The organism is Paenibacillus sp. FSL R7-0340 (assembly GCF_038002205.1).
Classification (GTDB): domain Bacteria; phylum Bacillota; class Bacilli; order Paenibacillales; family Paenibacillaceae; genus Paenibacillus; species Paenibacillus polymyxa_B.
This window is the reverse complement of the sequence record NZ_JBBOBY010000001.1, coordinates 1,498,388-1,515,960: the sequence shown is the minus strand read 5'-3', so window position 1 is coordinate 1,515,960 and position 17,573 is coordinate 1,498,388. Positions and strand designations below refer to the sequence as shown.

Sequence of the window (17,573 nt, the reverse complement as noted above, 5' to 3'; positions counted from 1 at the left end):
TTATCTCACCCGCCGATCCAGTCGCCAAATATCAATGATAGAGCGTAAAAAACGAATAGAATCCTTCCAGACATGGATGTGCGAGCCATCGCGGTCAATACATTTGACGGGTAATTGCAGCACACGAAGCTGGAGTCGCTTGGCAATAAACATCATTTCTAGATCCAGCGCCAGTCCGAGCTGTTCCTTTAAATGCGGAAACATCCGTTTCACTGCAACCGAACTCATCACTTTAAGCCCAGTCTGCGAATCTACCACACCTGTTGGTAAAAAAGGACGGGAAATGACCCGCTTACCAAAGCTGACAACAGATCGCAATAAAGATCGATTCTCGGCGGTCATATCCTTGGTTCCGATCACGACATCATAATAGCCCTGCTGAACAACATTAATCATTCTGGCAATATCCTCAATAAAAAAGGAGTCGTCCGCATCCACAAATACGTAGTAATCCGCACCTATGGTCCGCATCCCTTCCAGATACGTCCCTGCCTTACGTGTATTGCGTCCCAATTCCCTTGTTTGAAGCAGCGGGCTAAGATTCTGATTAATCCTGTTTACGGACAAGTCCGTTGCTGCCTCCAGCGCTTTAATCAAGGCATTGGTACCATCGTGGCTGCCATCATCAATGAGATAAATCGAACCTTCAATAATATGGCTGCGGATAAAGGCTTGCAGTCGTTCAGCAAAGGTTTTGACATGAACAAAACGTTGCTCTTCGTTATATACAGACAAGATAAATGCAATATGTTGGCTTTTGGTCGAATACTCGGGATAGAGCAAGCTTTGTATTTCCGAAAGCATTTCTTCGGTGTCATTGGCTTGCCAAAATAGCAGCCGCAAACGGCCTACTCCGGTGATTTGCACCATATGCTGATCACTGAACGGAATTGTTACATCCGTCACCAGTAACAATGGCATTTGCGGAAATTGGCTACGGATCTGATTGGCTTTCCGCACCGCCTGCCCCGGCTCCCTATAATCAATCAGGCAACAACATGCGTTCTCGTAGACTGAAGCTGCCTCCGTGTCCTCGCACTGTATATATTGGTAAAAACAAATCACATTGGGATAATCAATAGCCCTGTCGTTATCGCTAAAAATGGCTATAGGTCCCTGCACACAAACCTCTCCTTTTCCTCCGAATAGTTCTATTTTGTTGAAAAAGAATTAAGAATGTTTGCTTATAGGAGTTAAATTAATGTCCAAATACTTCATATTTCCTTAACAAAATAGCTGACACTCCATGATATATAAGGATATAAGAGAAGAAAAACTGATTTTCATATTTGATAAAAACAGAGTATTTAGACCTGATTCATTAGAACCAAAACCATCAGAATAAGTTAGTGCATCCATATCGAAAATTAGTTCTTTTAGATCAACAGAAGGAAGAATATATGGTTATTTTGTCATAGATAAATAGAAGAATAAAACAGATTTGCACGTCCATACTATGGACAACATGTCATCTTGAGGATTTTGCAAAAATCCGATAAGCGACTTTCAATGAACAAGATATAGATCTAAATGGTTTAGTTCGTCTATATCTTGCACTTCGGAGCAACTGAAATCGAATTTTGTGAAATCCTTACCATATGTAAATGAAGAGAAGGAAGGTCTTTCTATGGAAGCATTTTATGTCAATCGCGATGGGTCATTATCTACTCCTTTACGGGGAAAGGATGTGTTGGCAAATCCCCTTTTGAACAAAGGTGTCGCTTTTACAGAAGAAGAACGCAAGGAGCTGGGTTTGGAAGGAATCCTTCCTCCAACCGTCCTTTCATTGGAGAAACAGAGCGTACGGGCATATCAGCAGTTTCTGGCACAACCCACCATGCTGCGAAAAAATGCTTCTCTCAACGACCTTCACAACCGAAATGTCGTACTCTACTACCGGCTGCTAACCGATCATTTGAGTGAAATGCTGCCCGTAGTCTACACGCCGACCGTAGGAACCGCGATTCAAGAATATAGTCACGAGTACAACCGTCCTGGAGGCATATATTTGTCGATAGATAACCCGAACGGTATTGGACAAGCATTCCATAATTCTGGTTTGAGCGGCCATGATGTGGATCTGATCGTCGTGACAGATTCCGAAAGTATTTTAGGGATTGGTGACTGGGGCGTCGGGGGGATTAACATTGCTATCGGCAAGCTTGCAGTGTATACGGCTGCGGCAGGCATTCATCCCGGGCGGGTGCTGCCAATTGTACTAGATGTAGGTACAAATAATGAAAAGCTGCTGAATGATCCACTGTACATCGGAAACCGCCATAAACGGGTTCGCGGAGAAGCCTATAACCAGTTTATTGATACTTTTATCAGCAAAACGTTAGCGCAATTCCCAAAGACGCTTTTACATTGGGAAGACGTGGGCAGCGTAAATGCACGCCATATTATAGGAAAATACGGTCAAAGCATACTCACCTTCAACGATGATATACAAGGTACAGGAGCGGTGACCTTGGCTGCGATTCTTTCGGCGGTGGGTGTCACCAAGACTCCGCTGCGTGAACAAAAAATACTTGTTTTCGGCCCAGGGGCAGCAGGAATCGGTAATGCTGATCAAATTCGGGGTGCTATGATCGAGGACGGCCTTTCCGCAGAAGATTCCTTCAAGTCCTTTTGGGCCTTTGATTATCGCGGGCTGTTAATGGAAGATATGGAAGACGTATTGGAATATCAGAAACCGTATGTGCGCAAAAAGGATGAAGTCAGCTCATGGACCCGGTCGGGTGACGGCAAAATACCACTGCTAGAGGTCATCCGTCAGGTGAAGCCTACGATATTGATTGGAACTTCCGGTGTAGCAGGTGCCTTTTCTGAAGAGATCATCAAGGAGATGGCGAAACATGTAGAACGCCCGATCATTATGCCCATGTCCAATCCTACAAACCTTGCAGAAGCAGTACCCGAGGATTTGATCCGGTGGACAGATGGCAGAGCACTGATCGCAACCGGAAGTCCTTTTGAGCCCGTCACCTATAACGGTACGAAATTTGAGATTGGGCAGGCGAACAATGCCTTTGTTTTTCCGGGACTGGGTCTGGGTGCGATTGTGGTTAAAGCCAAAAGGATTACCCCTGCGATGTTTACAGCGGCAGCAGTTGCTGTTGCCAATGGTGTAGATTCGAATACGCCTGGCGGTGCGCTACTCCCTCATATCCGAAAATTACGCGAAGTTTCGTACGCTGTTGCGATTGCGGTTGCAAAAGCCGCGATACAGGATCAGGTAGCTCAGGCGCACATTTCAGATGTGGAACAAGCTATACAAGATGCAATGTGGAAACCGGAATATGCCAAGGTCAAAGCAGTGGAAAGTGTAATTCATCATCCTCACTAAGCCCAAAACACCTAACTAGAGGAAATTTAATATTTTGCACACTATGTTTGACATAGCGTATGAACGTATGTACAGTAATAGTCAAAAGAATAGAAGTCCACTAGGGGAGCCAATATGGCTGAGACAAGAATGTATCTTGGACCCTTTGAACCTGATCTAGTTCGTACTAGCGTAGGAAAGTGGAGCCTTCGTATATAAGGTTTCAAGCGTTTTTTGCGTATTGGGCCTATTGTTGAAGCCGCTCCATTTTTCCGGGGCGGCTTTTTAGCGTTGTTCCGGAATTATATTCTTACAGGACTTCTTGCTCTTCAATTTAATGGAGGTGGGGAAATTGAGTTTTACACAAGAACTCCGTCGGCAGGCGGACGGCATTTTTCAAGCGATTTTTGAGCATCCCTTTGTGAGAGGTATTGCTGAAGGAAGTTTGACAAGGGGACAGCTGATTCACTATGTAAAACAGGACTTTGAATATTTGAACGCCTACATGCGGATATACGGCATCGCAATCTCCAAATGCACGAATCGGGAGGACATGGCTGTATTTAATGAACAAATCTCTTTTATTCTCCACAGCGAGGTTCATCCGCATCAAAATTTCTGTGCTGTCGCAGGGGTGAGCTATGAAGAGTTGCAGGGATATCCGCTCGCTCCGTCGGCTCATCACTATATCCGTCACATGCTGACGGTTGCGCATGAGGGCAGCCTGGGCGAGATCTTGGCTGTGCTGCTGCCATGTATGTGGACGTATGCCGAGATTGGTCGCAGGCTGCTGGATGAAGTAAAGCCGGATGAGTCTCATCCGTTCTATGAATGGATGGGCTTCTATGGAGACCAGCTTGATGATACAACACTCAAGTTCCGAGAACGTGTAGATGCTTGGGCGGAAGGCGCAACGGCTGCTGAGCGAGAGCGGATGATTGAGCATTTTATACTGAGCTGCCAGCTGGAATATAAGTTCTGGGACATGGCCTATAAGCAGGAAGAATGGCCGGTCCAGATACAGGCAGCGGTCTTGGAATAGTCAGCTTGGCAATTCGATGCGTGAAGTACAGTTAATGCCCTGTTGAACCACCAACTATAGAGAGGATAATCATTATGAGTACATGGGAAAAAAGTTATTCGGATCTCCTGACGAAGGTACAAAACAGCAAACCCCTCGTTCACAATATGACCAATGTGGTAGTCACTAACTTTACGGCCAACGGCCTGTATGCATTGGGCGCCTCCCCGGTGATGGCCTATGCACCCGAGGAAGTAGCAGACATGGCAAAAATAGCGGGAGCCGTCGTGTTAAACATCGGTACGCTGAACCGCGAACTGGTGGATGCCATGATCATTGCTGGACAATCGGCGAATGCACACGGTGTTCCGGTCCTGCTAGATCCGGTCGGTGCGGGAGCAACGAGCTTTAGAACTGAGTCGGCACTGCGAATCCTGAGAAAAGTCAAAATCTCATTGGTGCGGGGCAATGCAGCCGAAGTCGCGCATCTTGTTGGAGAAGCGCGTGAGATTAAAGGCGTAGATGCTGGTGACAGTGCTGACAGCGGAAATGTCGATCTGGCAATTCGGGCTGCTCGAACGCTCAATACAATGGTTGTCATTACTGGAAAAGAGGACGTCATCACCGATGGGGCCGAAGTACGAATGATTAGCGGTGGAGACGCGCTGCTCACGAAGGTAACCGGAGCAGGCTGCCTGCTGACCTCTGTGTTAGGTGCCTTTGCAGCTGTTGAACCCAACCTGCTGCTCGCAGGTACAGCAGGCTTGGCATTTTACGGTGCAGCAGCTTCCCGAGCCGCAGCACGTACCGCAGAGCTGGGGCCCGGCAGCTTCCAGATTGCCTTTCTCGACGAGCTCGCCAAACTACATACAGGTTCGCTAGAGGGGCATGTCACTGTCCGTGAAGCCGGAACAACCACAGCAGGTGGTGCGCGATGACAGACGTTCGTGTACCCAGAGCACTGACGATTGCCGGTTCGGACAGTGGCGGCGGGGCCGGGATTCAAGCCGATCTCAAAACCTTTCAGGAGCTTGGCGTTTACGGCATGTCGGCTATTACGGCCATTACCGTACAGAATACTTTAGGGGTCCACGGCGTATATCCGCTGCCACAGGAAGCAACAGCGGAACAGATCGAAGCTGTAGGATTAGACCTTGGAGTGGATGCCCTGAAGACTGGCATGCTGTTTAATGCGGGCATCATCCGTCTTGTGAGCAAGCAGATTCGAAAGTTCGGCTGGAAAAAGGTCGTCGTCGATCCCGTGATGATTGCCAAGGGAGGCGCTGAACTGCTGCAACTGGAAGCGGTGCAGGCTTTGAAGGACGACCTGCTACCCTTGGCCCTGGTCGTTACACCGAATATCCCGGAGGCAGAAGCCCTGACAGGGATCAGTATCCATACGATGGAGGATCGCCGCGAGGCTGCGAGACATATTAGCAGTATGGGATCAAAATTCGTTGTGATCAAGGGTGGCCACGCTGACGAGAGCGAGAGCAGCGAACAGATTGTGGACCTACTCTTTGACGGAACCGCCTTTACAGAGCTGAGCGGCAAGCGAGTACGGACTGTTCATACACACGGAACAGGATGCACCTTCTCAGCAGCGATTACCGCGGAATTAGGGAAAGGGATGTCTGTACCGGAGGCTATCTCGAATGGCAAAGCCTTCATCCAGGCAGCGATTGAGGAACCTTTGCAGCTTGGACAAGGACATGGACCCACCAATCATTGGGCCTTCCGCCGTCGTCAGGAGATGCTGCTATGAACGGCAGAATGTTGTCAGAGGTGGTGCGCCGCCAGCTACAGATGTACCTGGTGCTTGGAAGCGTGAATTGCCTCGCGGAACCAGGCTGGGTCGTGCAAGAGGCTCTGGCTGGCGGCGCAACCATGGTCCAGTTCCGAGAAAAGGGTCTTGGCGCGTTAACGGGCGTTCCTATGTTCGAACTTGCGTGCCAGCTACAGGAACTGTGCCGTCACGCTGGTGTCCCCTTCATCATCAATGACGATGTGGAGCTGGCTCTTGAACTCGACGCCGACGGTGTTCACATCGGTCAGGACGATGAATCCGCCGAATCCGTCCGCGAGCGAATCGGAAATCGAATTCTAGGCGTCTCTGCCCATACCATTGAGGAAGCACGTCGAGCCATCCTGCAAGGTGCTGATTATCTCGGCGTCGGACCCATCTATCCCACCATCTCGAAAGATGATGCCCATGCCGTACAGGGACCGGCAATTTTATATGAGATGCGTAAAGCGGGAATTGATGTGCCGATTGTTGGGATCGGAGGTATTACAGTGGACCGTGTTGAGGAAGTCGCACGTGCAGGTGCAGATGGTGTGGCGGTGATTTCAGCCGTGACACAGTCAGAACAGGTTAGAGGTGCGGTCAAGGAATTAAAGAAAAATATGGTATCATTTCTCAATGATCCGATCTACATGTTTGATAATGATTCAACAGATCATCCAGCTTTTTAGATTGTTCTATTACTTTGGGATGTGTTAAAAATCCATACTTTTTCTGGACCTGGTACAGTTTCTTCCTAGCTCGTTCGACACAAAGTAAAGTCACACCTTGGTTCATCAGCATGATCCCTCCTATATGTCATATTTTATGACAAAAAGACGTTTTTTGGATTTTCGAATGATGCGCCTAACAAAAAAAGAACATCCCAAAAGTTTGCATAAACAAAGATGCCCCTAAATCCACGTTAAAAGAGCCTCCGTTTCCACTAATTAAGTGGAACAGAGGCCCTTTTCATAAAGAAATCCAATGAATATAGAGCATACATGCCAATTCTGACCTAGAGATTAACCTTATTTGGTTTGATCTCTAATAGTCGCTGAACTCCCCAAACTTGAACTAGTCGGTGAGAATTGTCTTTGTTTCTAGCCGTTTAAGCACCTCCAATTTGTACGTGAGGCGTTATTCTTTGATTTTGGTTATGCGACTGAACAGGCATTGCTAAAATAAACAAGAAGCTAGCTGCGATGACCAGCAGAATCATTTTTTTCAACATTGTCTAACCACACCTTTTCTAATAGTTTGAAATACTCTTCCCTTGTTTCGGGAAGCGCATGTGCTTGGAAATGTGCAAAAAGTCCTGTACAGTTTATGAAATAAGTCTCATTATTTAGTATATGGGCTTTTACCAATGCATATATTAAGTGTTTAAAGCCATCATTGTACATTCCCCGTCTTAAATAGTAATAAGCCAGTTCGTAACCAAACCATGCAAAATAATCCGGCATCACTTGTTGGGTGTACATATCAGTAGATTGTGATAGCAGAGCAAAAGAATTAATCTCCACTTCAAAACGTGAAAGGATATCATTGATATCTATTGCATATCGGTTAGCAGCAATCATAACGTTCAGCAACTTGGATAGCTTTTCATTCTCGGTAGTGATTGATGTGGATGCAATATATTCAACATAATGAGGAAGCACATTGGTATCTCCAGATAGGAGTCTATTTACAAAAGTATTACCTTCTGCCCAATGCTTGAACAAGTTGACCCAGTGTTGGGTTTCCTGGTCTGTCTCGATCACCCAATCTAAATCAGTGTAGGCGTACGTAAATTGTAATGCTTGCTGATAATCGCCTTGCGCTTCACAGACACTCGCACACAGTAAATCAGCATAGGTAATGTACACAAACATCGGGCGACTCAGCCTCTGTTCAGACTCCTCCCACTCTCGCTTTTTCTGTTGATGTTTCAAAGAATATTGGATCTCCGCTTTGGCTCTCATTTTTCGAGCAGTTGCATCGAGCTTGTCCCATTCACGCAGAGAACGATACACATTCGCCAAATCTTTTAACGCATCAAGTTGATCTATTTCATTCAGACGTTCGACAAAGGGTTCAAATCGTGTAGCCGCCTTGAGATTTCGGATCTGATTGTTCCCCACCTGAATGGTAAACAGACGATACTGACAGATAGCCAAGCGTTCAGAGTGCTGGTACTTCTCGCCTTCCGCAATCCCTTCGTAGAGCAACAATGCAGCATTGTGTTGACCTTGTGCGAATAATTTTTCTGCTGCATCAAATAACTTTGGGGAATATAGAAGATTGTCCATAATATGTCCCACTACAAGCTGGATAGCATCCAACTTGTCCAGTTCCGCACAGCGAAACAACAACGGCTCAATTCGCCTCCAATCCGGGGAGCGCTCAATGATGTAGTTATCTATGTATAGTTCGTAAAAAAAACCCTCTGGTAGTCCCATAGCCCAAGTGATTCGATCTAGCTGATGTATCGCAACAGGACGATGCTTGGCAATCCAATTATTAAGTGTTCTTTGATGAACACCTGAATGTTCGGCAAATTGTGCCAGCGTCAAATTATTTTCCCCTAAATAATCCTCTAACTTCGCCAAAATCGTAGGTGTATGTCCCAAGTCACAACCACCCTTCATACAAAAAATCCAAATTTTATACTTTCACCTCAAATTATTCACCAATTATTAACATGTGTCAACATTTTTCTTCCATTATTCCTACTATATAAACTTGAATATGGTAATTAATAACCACTAACAAGAAGTCCCTTTTGGAATCAGGTGGTCGCTCGCTCTACTAATTTGAATTCCAGATGATGTATCGTTTCATCCAGCCCTTCAAGGGCATTGCAAATCATAATAAACGCATTCTCCGCTTGCTTGTCTATCGGGTAATGAATCGTTGTTAAATCAAGCAAATGCGATATTTCGGTGTTATCAAAGCCTACTACTGCAAAATCCCTTGGTACAGAAACACCGAGTCTCCGTGCTTCAGTCAAAAGACCTGCTGCCAAATAATCAGTAGAACAGGCAAAGGCATCTGGTCTATCTGTTTGTTCTCGTTCTGCCCACCAATGAGCTATTTGTTCACCAGCTTCTATTGAATTTAAATCATAAAAATGCGGGAAGGCCTCAGCATCCAAATCATATTTTTCGCAAAAGTCATGATAAGCTCGAATGCGTTCTTTTGTGTTCAACCCCCGCATGTTGCCGTACACATTCACAATTTTCCGATATCCTCGGGCGTACAAATGTTCCAACGCCAGCGTATAGCCCTGATACTGATCCATAAATACAGACGGGATTGCCTCAATGTTTACACGCTGCCAGGTCACAATCGGACCATATTTTGTATAATGCTCAATCACACTCCACTCATTAACACGAATCATACAGACCAAGGCGTCCAGTTGCTTTCTCCGCAACATTTCCAGCGCTTCAAGTTCTCGCCCCTTCTCCCCATTCGTAATAAACAGCGCTATATTAAAGCCATGCTCCTGAGCATACATTGTAAATCCACGCACAAATAAACCCAATGAATCATTAAAAGAAAGTGAAATAATCCCTATGAGCTTGGTCATGCCTTTTTTTAAAGATACCGCATTTAGATTAGGAACATAATCCAGTCGGTCTATGACCTCCTGCACACGCTGTCTTGTCGGTTCACTTACATACGGATGGTTGTTAATGACACGGGACACCGTAGCCGAGGATACACCTGCCAGCTTTGCAATTTCATGAATATTCGCCATTTTTCTCACCTCGTTCTTCCTATTTTAGCATGTTCGTGTTTAGCATGTTCGTAGTGCCCGCCCTATAATTGTCACCTTCCCAAAATAAGTTTTTTAAAAGCGCTTGACCTGTAATGCATTACAGGGATTACAGTGAATTTGTGCTTAAGAAAGCGGTTAAAAAAACATACTTAGGAGGCACTAACCATGAAAAAAGGCATAAAGATTGCAACCATTGGCGGAGGTTCCAGTTATACACCAGAATTAGTAGAAGGCTTCATCAAACGTTATGCAGAGCTTCCCATTCGGGAATTGTGGCTGGTAGACATTGAGGCAGGACGTGAAAAACTGGAGATTGTAGGTGCCATGGCCAAACGGATGGTGAAGGCCGCAGGCATTGATTGTGAGGTACATTTGACACTGGATCGTCGGGAAGCGTTGAAGGACGCCGATTTTGTAACGACCCAATTTCGGGTAGGCTTGCTGGAAGCCCGGATTAAGGATGAAAGTATTCCGTTAAAACATGGCATGATCGGTCAGGAGACCAATGGTGCCGGCGGAATGTTCAAAGCGTTTCGCACCATACCCGTTATCCTCAATATCGTCGAAGATATGAAAGAACTGTGTCCGAATGCATGGTTGATTAATTTTACCAACCCTGCGGGTATGGTCACCGAAGCTGTGCTTCGTTATGGTCAGTGGGATAAAGTCATCGGATTATGTAATGTTCCAATCGGCGCGATCAAGAGTGCATCAGCTGTGCTGGACAAACCGGAAGAAGAGCTGTTCTTTAAATTTGCAGGGATTAACCACCTTCATTGGCACAAAGTTTATGACAAAACAGGGGCCGAATTAACAGAGCAAGTCATTGAAGGACTGTACGCTCCTGGCGCAAAACCGGAGAAGGTCGTTGAAAATATTAGAAACATGCGCTTCCTGTATGATCAAGTTCGTCAATTGAAAATGCTGCCTTGTCCTTACCATCGGTATTACTATATGACGGATAACATGCTCAAGGAAGAATTAGAGGAAGCCAAAAACGAAGGAACTCGGGGTCAAGTGGTCAAACGTCTGGAAGAAAGTCTGTTTGAATTGTATAAAGATCCGAATCTGGATTACAAACCAGAGGAACTATCCAAACGCGGCGGTGCGCATTACAGCGATGCAGCCTGTGAGATCATTAATTCCATTTATAACAACAAAGGCACATTGATGGTGGTTAGTACACGTAACAATGGTGCGATTGATGATGTTCCTTATGATAGCGCCATCGAAGTGACCAGTGTCATTCGCGCCCATGGCGCCGAACCTGTCAACTTTGGCAAATTCCCACCTGCACAGCGGGGCTTGCTGCAAGTAATGAAGGCAATGGAAGAGCTGACGATTGAAGCGGCGGTCACCGGTGACTATGCAACCGCACTGCAAGCCTTCACCCTGAATCCGCTCGTACCAAGCGGGGACATTGCTCAAACCGTACTGGATGAATTGCTAGAAGCACACAAAGAGCATCTACCTCAATTCTTTGCTCATAAGGAGAAGGCGACGGTATAAAGCTAGCAGCAATCATCCTGCTGGAACACAAAAAAGCTTCCTACATGTAGGAAGCTTTTTGCTAAACGTCCCAGGAGTACTTGCTGGGACGTTGGTGTTATTGGGTTTGTACTTGGCTTGACAATCCGTCATTAAGCTTATTGATAAATTTGTTAGACTTTTTAAAGTATGATCTCCGTTGAAAAAGCAATAACCGCTTTCCCCGTAATTTGAACTAATACGGGTTTTCCCTGTTCCTTTTTCACATGAACATGCATTGTTCCCTCTCTTTTGATTGCCTCACCTTGTAAAATATCAAAATCAAAAGACTGCTCATTCTCATTTTGCAAAATGTTATAGTGTACCAAATAGGCTCCAAGCGGTCCGTTTGCATTTCCTGTCACCGGGTCTTCAGCTATTCCAATTGCAGGAGCAAACATTCTTCCGTGAACCAATATATCCTCTTGTGGATTTAATGTAAAAACATAATATCCATTACATCCAATATGCTTGCTAATTTCTGTAAGCTTCTGCAAATCAGGTTTCAAACTATGTAGTATTTCATTGGAGTAAATCGGAACCATTACCTTAGAATGACCTGTTGAAGATATTGCAACTGGATATTCCATGCAAATATCTTTACAAGAAATACCTAACGCATTTGCAATCTGACTTCTTATTTCATCATTTAAAGGCTCTGATACAGAAGGTTCTCCCTGTGTCATTACAATAGAATAGTCATCTTCATACTTTATAACATCAACAGGCAATATACCTGCTTTTGTTTTTTGAATAATTCTTCCAGTTTCAGCTTTTCTCTCAATTGAATAAATATAATGCGCTGCTACTGTTGCATGACCACAAATTGGAACCTCTGTTGTTGGAGTAAAAAATCTTACTTCAACATCATAATTTGAAGAATCTGTTTCAAAAATAAATGCAGTTTCCGAATTATTTAATTCTCTTGCAATTCTCTGCATCTGCTCATCTGTAAGTCCATTTGCATTTGGAACAACCCCAGCAGGGTTACCATGAAATCTATTTTTTGTAAATGAGTCTACTTGATATATTCTATATTTTTTCATAATTTCGCCTCTATAAATACTAGTTTGTCTGTCTGTTAAATCTGATATTAACATACTTTTTAGGCAGTTTCACTTAAATTAAAAGATATAATATGGCCCTTTAATAAAAACGAACTGATCCTTATTATAGAATCGCGCTCTTTTATGGAAGATTGTGATTAAACTAAAGCCGCAGTTAGCTGAAATGGTCTTCTCAATCCTTATCTAAAAGTGAAATAAATCTTTTATGATTATAGATACTTTTAGATTCTGCCACGCCTGTTGAATAACCAAAATAAGTAACTCAATTCATGAAACAAGAGGTGCACTGAAGAAGAACGCGCTGAATCTGAATCAGCCATTCAACAGGTAGTTTTGAAGAAGAAATAGACGAGAAAATCGCGCAAAGGAAAGAACGGCATGTTGGGGCCATGAAGTCTGAGCAGCAACAAATAGCCAATTGAGCAGGACATAGACGATTAGAGCACAGAATAATTGCCCATAGACCGCATTTTCAGTCGTACCAAACAGCGTTGGAATATTCAAATGTTGCTTGATCCAACGAAAGAAGACTTCAATCTGCCATCGAGCCTTATAGATCTGTGCGATTTGTTCTGCGGTCACCTGCATTAAATCGGTAACCACCCGAATTTCCCGACCTTCAAAATCCCGAAACATCACCACACGATGACGTTGTCTGGAACGACACTGAGGGGTTCCCAACTGGCAAGTGATATCCCGAATGACGGATGAATCTGGCTTCATAAGGCGACGTAGCGCATGAGGCTTTTCCAAATGGACGTTGTCGCGAAGCCGAATGACAAACGATTGTCCATGGGTTTTGAAGTGATCCAGACGCTCCAGTTTCCCATAAGCACGGTCCATCACCAAAATGTAGTCCGGTTGAGCCAACGCTTCACTCATGGGGCCATCATGCTTGGAGCCCAGCGTTTCGACCACCTGAAGGGGTTGCCCATTTTCTGCTCGTAAAGCGACTTGAAGTTTAATACCTGCACGCTCCCCGTGATAAGGAGCCCAAGGCAAACGCGTTTTTCCCACCGTCATCGTGGTTGAATCTATGAGTAATAATTCTTTTGGGAAAGTCAGTTTCCGACGTGCTTCCCGGTTACATTTGTAAACAAGTAGATGGAAAAGTTCCTTAAATACGGAAAACGAGACTTCGGCGGCTTTGGTTGAAAAGCGTGAGTAGTGGACGACGGGCAAGCCACAGAGAGCCGCATAATCTACGCTGGATCGATAGCTACCCCATTGTTCCAACGCAGCCATGCACCAGTATTGGAGTAAATGGTACACCGTAAACTTGCGGGCTTTGTCTTCATAACCTATTAACTTCACAACCCCTTGAACTTCTTCAGGAGTCAGCATGGATTGAAGGATAGATGTAATCGTGATAGAATTTTTCATGAGATCGTCTTCTTTCGGATTCGTTTGGATGGTACCAACGATTCTATAGAAAAGACGATCTTTTTTCTACCATTTTGTGGTTATTCAACAGGCGTGCTACTATATAAAGGTATTAGTTTACTGTATGTTTCGGAGCGGCTTGGTCACGCCTCATTAGATATCACTACCTCTACATATGCCCACCTTATGAAAGAGCTACGTGAACAGGATTCAAAACAAACAACAGACATTTTTGAACGTTTATATAGCGTGTAAAAATCGTGTGTATAATTTGAGTAAACAGGTGTATTAATCACACCTTTTTCTAACGTTTTCTATCGTAACCCCAATAAAAGAAAAAACGCCCCAAACCCTTATATATCAAGGATTTGAAGCATTTTTAATTTCGTTCAAACTTTACATATCTGAACGCTTCGACGTCCCAGGAGGGATTCGAACCCCCGACCGACGGCTTAGAAGGCCGTTGCTCTATCCAGCTGAGCTACTGGGACAAGATGGTGATCAATAAAACCTTATGTATTCAGCGCATTGATTATTATATCACAATTCGGCCAACTGTCAAAAGCATTTTTTTATGATACAGGGAAGCTGGCTGCAAAAGGAATCATTTGGACGCTAACGGGGTATTATGTACAAAGAACCATGCATAAAGGAGGGGTTAATCCGTGAGAGGTCTTTTGTCGTCACTTTGTTATTTCAGCATTTTCTTCGCACCTTTTCTAGTGCCTGTCATTGTGTGGATTGCAGTACGGGACGAATATGTTCAGGGACATGCAAAAAAGGCTATTTTATCGCATATTTTTCCCATTATTGCGGCAATTCCGCTAGTGTATTTTATTATTACGGCGAATCATGCAGGTTCAGTGATCGGGTTTGTACTTCTATTCGTAGTGGTCTATCTCGGGGTTTTTGTTTATAACATCTACAAAGGGATTATGACGCTGCGTGAAGCGGCTTAGTTCAAAAAGAAGCCTCCTGCATACCGCAAATTTGGCGGGATACGGAGGCTTCTTTAGGGTCATTTTTGATGAGTTGCTGTTGCTATTTAGTTCAATGGCTGCTTATTTATTCCCAAAGCGTTTAGGACTTTTCCGTACTTCATGTCTTACGTTTTTCTCCAATACTTCTTCCGCGAACTCATTGTTATGAATATAACTGCTGCCTTTGTTTTTCTTATACTTCGCTTTGCCGTCTATGATTTCCCCCTCCTTTCACGCTGATCCGGCGATGGCGCCGGGGCCCAAATCAACAAAAGCCGAGGCATAGCACACCATATCCTCATGCCCCGAACTCCTTGGCGAACTCTGTGCTGAGCTGCCCATAGGAGAGCAATTCTTTTTTAAACTTCTCTCGCTCCTCACCAGCAGTAATGTGTGTAGAGTCGGTAAAAGCCTTGTCTGTCACTTCCTCAAATGCCGAATGCAGATTATTGTCGTACCAATCCAGCTCCAGATCGGCGTCATTGCGGATGATCCGTACCATGTCATAGTCATGCTGACCATCCGTCTGATCCTTGGCCGTGATATAGACCAGCAATTCCGGGTCATCTGCGGCACCGGGCCGCACCTCTACCTCAGCACAGCGCACTCCGTCAAGTTCAGTGAAGCGGCGTATTTTGGCATCCTTGATGTAGTACATGGTCTCCCCTCCTTCCTTGCGAGTAGACGGGTTTCCCCATCTGTAGTTTTCGGAACGGACAGACATTTTATGCTTCTTTTCGGCATATATACTGATGAACTGGGGATTTAGTTTTTGATTCATTCCAACACTGGATGAACACGACAAAGAGAGGATGAACAGACATGTGCGGAATTACAGGTTTCATACAGTGGAACGGAGACTTAATGCATCAATCTGAGCTGCTGCTGAATATGACACAAACGCTCTCCGATCGCGGACCGGATGCTGCGGGTACCTGGATATCCAACCCGTGTGCCTTCGGACACCGAAGACTGAGCGTAATGGACCCGGAAAATGGCGCTCAGCCCATGATCCGGCAGCTGGAGGATATCACTTATACGATTGTATATAACGGGGAAATATATAACGCGCCTGAGCTGAAAAAAGAGCTGCAACAGCGCGGGCATTTTTTCCGTACACAATGCGACACGGAGGTGCTGCTCGAATCCTATATCGAATGGGGCCCCGAATGTGTAGATCGGTTAAACGGCATTTTTGCGTTTGCGGTCTGGGATAGTGAGCGGGAGCAGGTATTTCTGGCACGGGATCGGCTGGGAGTGAAGCCGTTATTTTATAGCCAAACCGAAGAAGTATTCGTATTTGGCTCAGAACCCAAAGCACTGCTTCAGCATCCAGCAGTAGAAGCAGCAGTGGACGCCGAGGGATTGGCCGAAATTTTTATCATTGGGCCTGCACGTACCCCCGGACACGGCGTCTATTCGTCCATGAAGGAGCTACGTCCCGGGCATACGCTAACCTACACCCGCGACGGCGTGCGCATTCAAGCCTACTGGAAGTTGGAAAGCATTGCGCATGAGGATAACACCGAAGAAACGGCGCTCAAGGTACGAGAACTGTTGCTGGATACGGTGGAGCGGCAGCTCATTTCGGATGTTCCAGTGTGCACCTTATTGTCTGGCGGGCTGGATTCAAGCGCTCTATCCGCATTAGCTGTCGATTATTACAACCGTACCGGGCAAGGACAAGTTCATACGTATTCGGTGGATTATGTGGATAACGACAAGCATTTTAAAGCCCATGCGTTTCAACCCGGAGCCGATGCCCCCTGGATTCAGCGGATGGTGGATGAATTAGGGACAAATCATCACTGGATTGAATTCGATACGCCAGAAGTCGTAGCAGCTCTGAACAACTCCACACTAACGCGGGATTTACCCGGCATGGCGGACGTGGATTCGTCGCTGTATCTCTTTTGCCGGGAGATTAAAAAAGGAGCTACGGTCGCTATTTCCGGCGAGGCTGCGGATGAAGTTTTTGGCGGATATCCATGGTTCCACCGGGAGGATATGCTGAATTCGGGCACATTTCCGTGGGCAGTTGCACCCGATATGAGAGCCAGTCTGTTGTCTCCCGAGGTACGGGACTGGATCAAGCCGCTGGAGTATTTGAACGATCGCTACTCAGAAGCGGTAGGAGAAGTGCCGAAGCTACCGGGGGAAACAGGTAAAGCTGCGCAAATGCGCGTCATGTCCTATTTGAACATCACCCGCTTTATGCCTACTCTACTGGATCGTAAGGATCGGATGAGTATGGGAGCGGGACTCGAAGTGCGGGTGCCATATTGCGATCATCGACTGGTACAATATGTATGGAACATTCCGTGGAGTATCAAGATGACAGGCGGACGTGAAAAAGGTATTTTGCGCAAGGCGCTAGAGGGCGTATTGCCGGATGATGTGCTGTATCGCAAAAAAAGCCCATATCCCAAAACGCATAACCCTTCCTATCTTGAGGCTGTGAAAAAGCAGGCGTTGCAGCTGCTGGATGATTCCTCTTCCCCACTGCTCAAGCTGATCGATGCGCAAAAGGTACGCGATATTGCCGCCTCACCGGAGGCATCCACCAATCTGCCTTGGTTTGGTCAGCTGATGTCGGGTCCCCAGTTGTTTGCCTACTTGGCTCAAGTGGATAACTGGTTGCGCACTTACAAGGTAGCTATTCGATAAGCTACACTGAATGCTGGAGCAATAGAGCTTCTAAGCGGCAGCGGCAAT

General features: G+C 45.6%; 15 protein-coding genes, 1 tRNA gene and 1 riboswitch. Of the genes, 8 read left to right on the top strand and 8 right to left on the bottom strand.

Going from position 1 to position 17,573, the window contains the following annotated elements; all coding sequences use genetic code 11:
• Positions 1-1,122: a glycosyltransferase gene (locus MKX59_RS06800; RefSeq protein ID WP_028541542.1), complete on the bottom strand. Its 1,122-nt coding sequence runs from the start codon at positions 1,120-1,122 to the stop codon at positions 1-3.
• A gap of 505 nt (positions 1,123-1,627) precedes the next feature.
• Between MKX59_RS06800 and MKX59_RS06795 the strand changes: the two genes are divergently transcribed.
• The 5 genes from MKX59_RS06795 (at position 1,628) to thiE (ending at position 6,824) form a co-directional block, all read left to right on the top strand.
• Entirely contained in the window at positions 1,628-3,349 is a 1,722-nt protein-coding gene (locus MKX59_RS06795) for an NAD-dependent malic enzyme (RefSeq protein ID WP_340857849.1), read from the top strand.
• Positions 3,350-3,441: 92 nt separating this feature from the next.
• Positions 3,442-3,544, top strand: a riboswitch (TPP riboswitch).
• 136 nt (positions 3,545-3,680) lie between these two features.
• Positions 3,681-4,370, top strand: a complete 690-nt coding sequence (tenA, locus tag MKX59_RS06790; RefSeq protein WP_071558338.1) for a thiaminase II — start codon at positions 3,681-3,683, stop codon at positions 4,368-4,370.
• A gap of 74 nt (positions 4,371-4,444) precedes the next feature.
• Positions 4,445-5,287 (top strand): hydroxyethylthiazole kinase, encoded by an 843-nt coding sequence (gene thiM / locus MKX59_RS06785; protein ID WP_179085460.1) that lies wholly within the window; start codon positions 4,445-4,447, stop codon positions 5,285-5,287.
• Positions 5,284-6,114, top strand: a complete 831-nt coding sequence (thiD, locus tag MKX59_RS06780; RefSeq protein WP_076264934.1) for a bifunctional hydroxymethylpyrimidine kinase/phosphomethylpyrimidine kinase — start codon at positions 5,284-5,286, stop codon at positions 6,112-6,114. Before thiM ends, thiD begins: the two co-directional genes overlap by 4 nt.
• Positions 6,111-6,824, top strand: a complete 714-nt coding sequence (thiE, locus tag MKX59_RS06775; protein ID WP_340858992.1) for a thiamine phosphate synthase — start codon at positions 6,111-6,113, stop codon at positions 6,822-6,824. Before thiD ends, thiE begins: the two co-directional genes overlap by 4 nt.
• On the opposite strand, the gene MKX59_RS06770 is transcribed toward thiE, so the two are convergent.
• The 3 genes from MKX59_RS06770 to MKX59_RS06760 form a co-directional block, all read right to left on the bottom strand.
• Positions 6,769-6,936, bottom strand: coding sequence for an aspartyl-phosphate phosphatase Spo0E family protein (locus MKX59_RS06770; RefSeq protein ID WP_071558335.1), 168 nt, complete (start codon positions 6,934-6,936; stop codon positions 6,769-6,771). The two genes, thiE and MKX59_RS06770, sit on opposite strands and share 56 nt — an antisense overlap.
• A 392-nt stretch (positions 6,937-7,328) precedes the next feature.
• Positions 7,329-8,747: a helix-turn-helix domain-containing protein gene (locus MKX59_RS06765; RefSeq protein ID WP_076160801.1), complete on the bottom strand. Its 1,419-nt coding sequence runs from the start codon at positions 8,745-8,747 to the stop codon at positions 7,329-7,331.
• A 158-nt stretch (positions 8,748-8,905) separates the two neighbouring features.
• Positions 8,906-9,880 carry a LacI family DNA-binding transcriptional regulator gene (locus tag MKX59_RS06760; protein WP_075154663.1) on the bottom strand — a complete coding sequence of 325 codons (975 nt, stop codon included), beginning with the start codon at positions 9,878-9,880 and terminating at the stop codon, positions 8,906-8,908.
• A gap of 186 nt (positions 9,881-10,066) precedes the next feature.
• Here MKX59_RS06760 and MKX59_RS06755 point away from each other — a divergent pair, with 186 nt between their 5' ends.
• The gene (locus MKX59_RS06755) at positions 10,067-11,410 is read left to right on the top strand and encodes a 6-phospho-beta-glucosidase (RefSeq protein ID WP_076160797.1); all 1,344 of its coding nucleotides are present in this window, start codon (positions 10,067-10,069) and stop codon (positions 11,408-11,410) included.
• A 161-nt stretch (positions 11,411-11,571) separates the two neighbouring features.
• Here MKX59_RS06755 and MKX59_RS06750 read toward each other — a convergent pair whose 3' ends face one another.
• The 3 genes from MKX59_RS06750 to MKX59_RS06740 all read right to left on the bottom strand — a co-directional run bounded on the left by MKX59_RS06750 (position 11,572) and on the right by MKX59_RS06740 (position 14,369).
• Positions 11,572-12,474 carry a PhzF family isomerase gene (locus MKX59_RS06750; protein WP_068941727.1) on the bottom strand — a complete coding sequence of 301 codons (903 nt, stop codon included), beginning with the start codon at positions 12,472-12,474 and terminating at the stop codon, positions 11,572-11,574.
• 333 nt (positions 12,475-12,807) lie between these two features.
• Positions 12,808-13,878, bottom strand: a complete 1,071-nt coding sequence (locus tag MKX59_RS06745; RefSeq protein WP_264454633.1) for an IS4 family transposase — start codon at positions 13,876-13,878, stop codon at positions 12,808-12,810.
• Between the two features lie 417 nt (positions 13,879-14,295).
• A tRNA-Arg gene (locus tag MKX59_RS06740) sits at positions 14,296-14,369 on the bottom strand.
• Between the two features lie 174 nt (positions 14,370-14,543).
• Between MKX59_RS06740 and MKX59_RS06735 the strand changes: the two genes are divergently transcribed.
• Positions 14,544-14,837, top strand: coding sequence for a DUF4870 domain-containing protein (locus MKX59_RS06735; RefSeq protein WP_016324668.1), 294 nt, complete (start codon positions 14,544-14,546; stop codon positions 14,835-14,837).
• A gap of 319 nt (positions 14,838-15,156) precedes the next feature.
• Here MKX59_RS06735 and MKX59_RS06730 read toward each other — a convergent pair whose 3' ends face one another.
• Positions 15,157-15,516, bottom strand: a complete 360-nt coding sequence (locus MKX59_RS06730) for a hypothetical protein (protein WP_013311672.1) — start codon at positions 15,514-15,516, stop codon at positions 15,157-15,159.
• 164 nt (positions 15,517-15,680) lie between these two features.
• Between MKX59_RS06730 and asnB the strand changes: the two genes are divergently transcribed.
• Positions 15,681-17,525, top strand: coding sequence for an asparagine synthase (glutamine-hydrolyzing) (asnB, locus tag MKX59_RS06725; protein WP_076264932.1), 1,845 nt, complete (start codon positions 15,681-15,683; stop codon positions 17,523-17,525).
• Positions 17,526-17,573: the final 48 nt, after the last annotated feature.

Bases quoted from the DNA above. Each gene is read 5' to 3' on its own strand.
- MKX59_RS06795 (WP_340857849.1), top strand. From the start codon at position 1,628: ATGGAAGCATTTTATGTCAATCGCGATGGGTCATTATCTACTCCTTTA.
- MKX59_RS06750 (WP_068941727.1), bottom strand. From the start codon at position 12,474: ATGAAAAAATATAGAATATATCAAGTAGACTCATTTACAAAAAATAGA.
- MKX59_RS06770 (WP_071558335.1), bottom strand. From the start codon at position 6,936: ATGCTGATGAACCAAGGTGTGACTTTACTTTGTGTCGAACGAGCTAGG.
- thiE (WP_340858992.1), top strand. From the start codon at position 6,111: ATGAACGGCAGAATGTTGTCAGAGGTGGTGCGCCGCCAGCTACAGATG.
- MKX59_RS06755 (WP_076160797.1), top strand. From the start codon at position 10,067: ATGAAAAAAGGCATAAAGATTGCAACCATTGGCGGAGGTTCCAGTTAT.
- thiD (WP_076264934.1), top strand. From the start codon at position 5,284: ATGACAGACGTTCGTGTACCCAGAGCACTGACGATTGCCGGTTCGGAC.
- MKX59_RS06760 (WP_075154663.1), bottom strand. From the start codon at position 9,880: ATGGCGAATATTCATGAAATTGCAAAGCTGGCAGGTGTATCCTCGGCT.
- MKX59_RS06745 (WP_264454633.1), bottom strand. From the start codon at position 13,878: ATGAAAAATTCTATCACGATTACATCTATCCTTCAATCCATGCTGACT.
- MKX59_RS06730 (WP_013311672.1), bottom strand. From the start codon at position 15,516: ATGTACTACATCAAGGATGCCAAAATACGCCGCTTCACTGAACTTGAC.
- thiM (WP_179085460.1), top strand. From the start codon at position 4,445: ATGAGTACATGGGAAAAAAGTTATTCGGATCTCCTGACGAAGGTACAA.
- asnB (WP_076264932.1), top strand. From the start codon at position 15,681: ATGTGCGGAATTACAGGTTTCATACAGTGGAACGGAGACTTAATGCAT.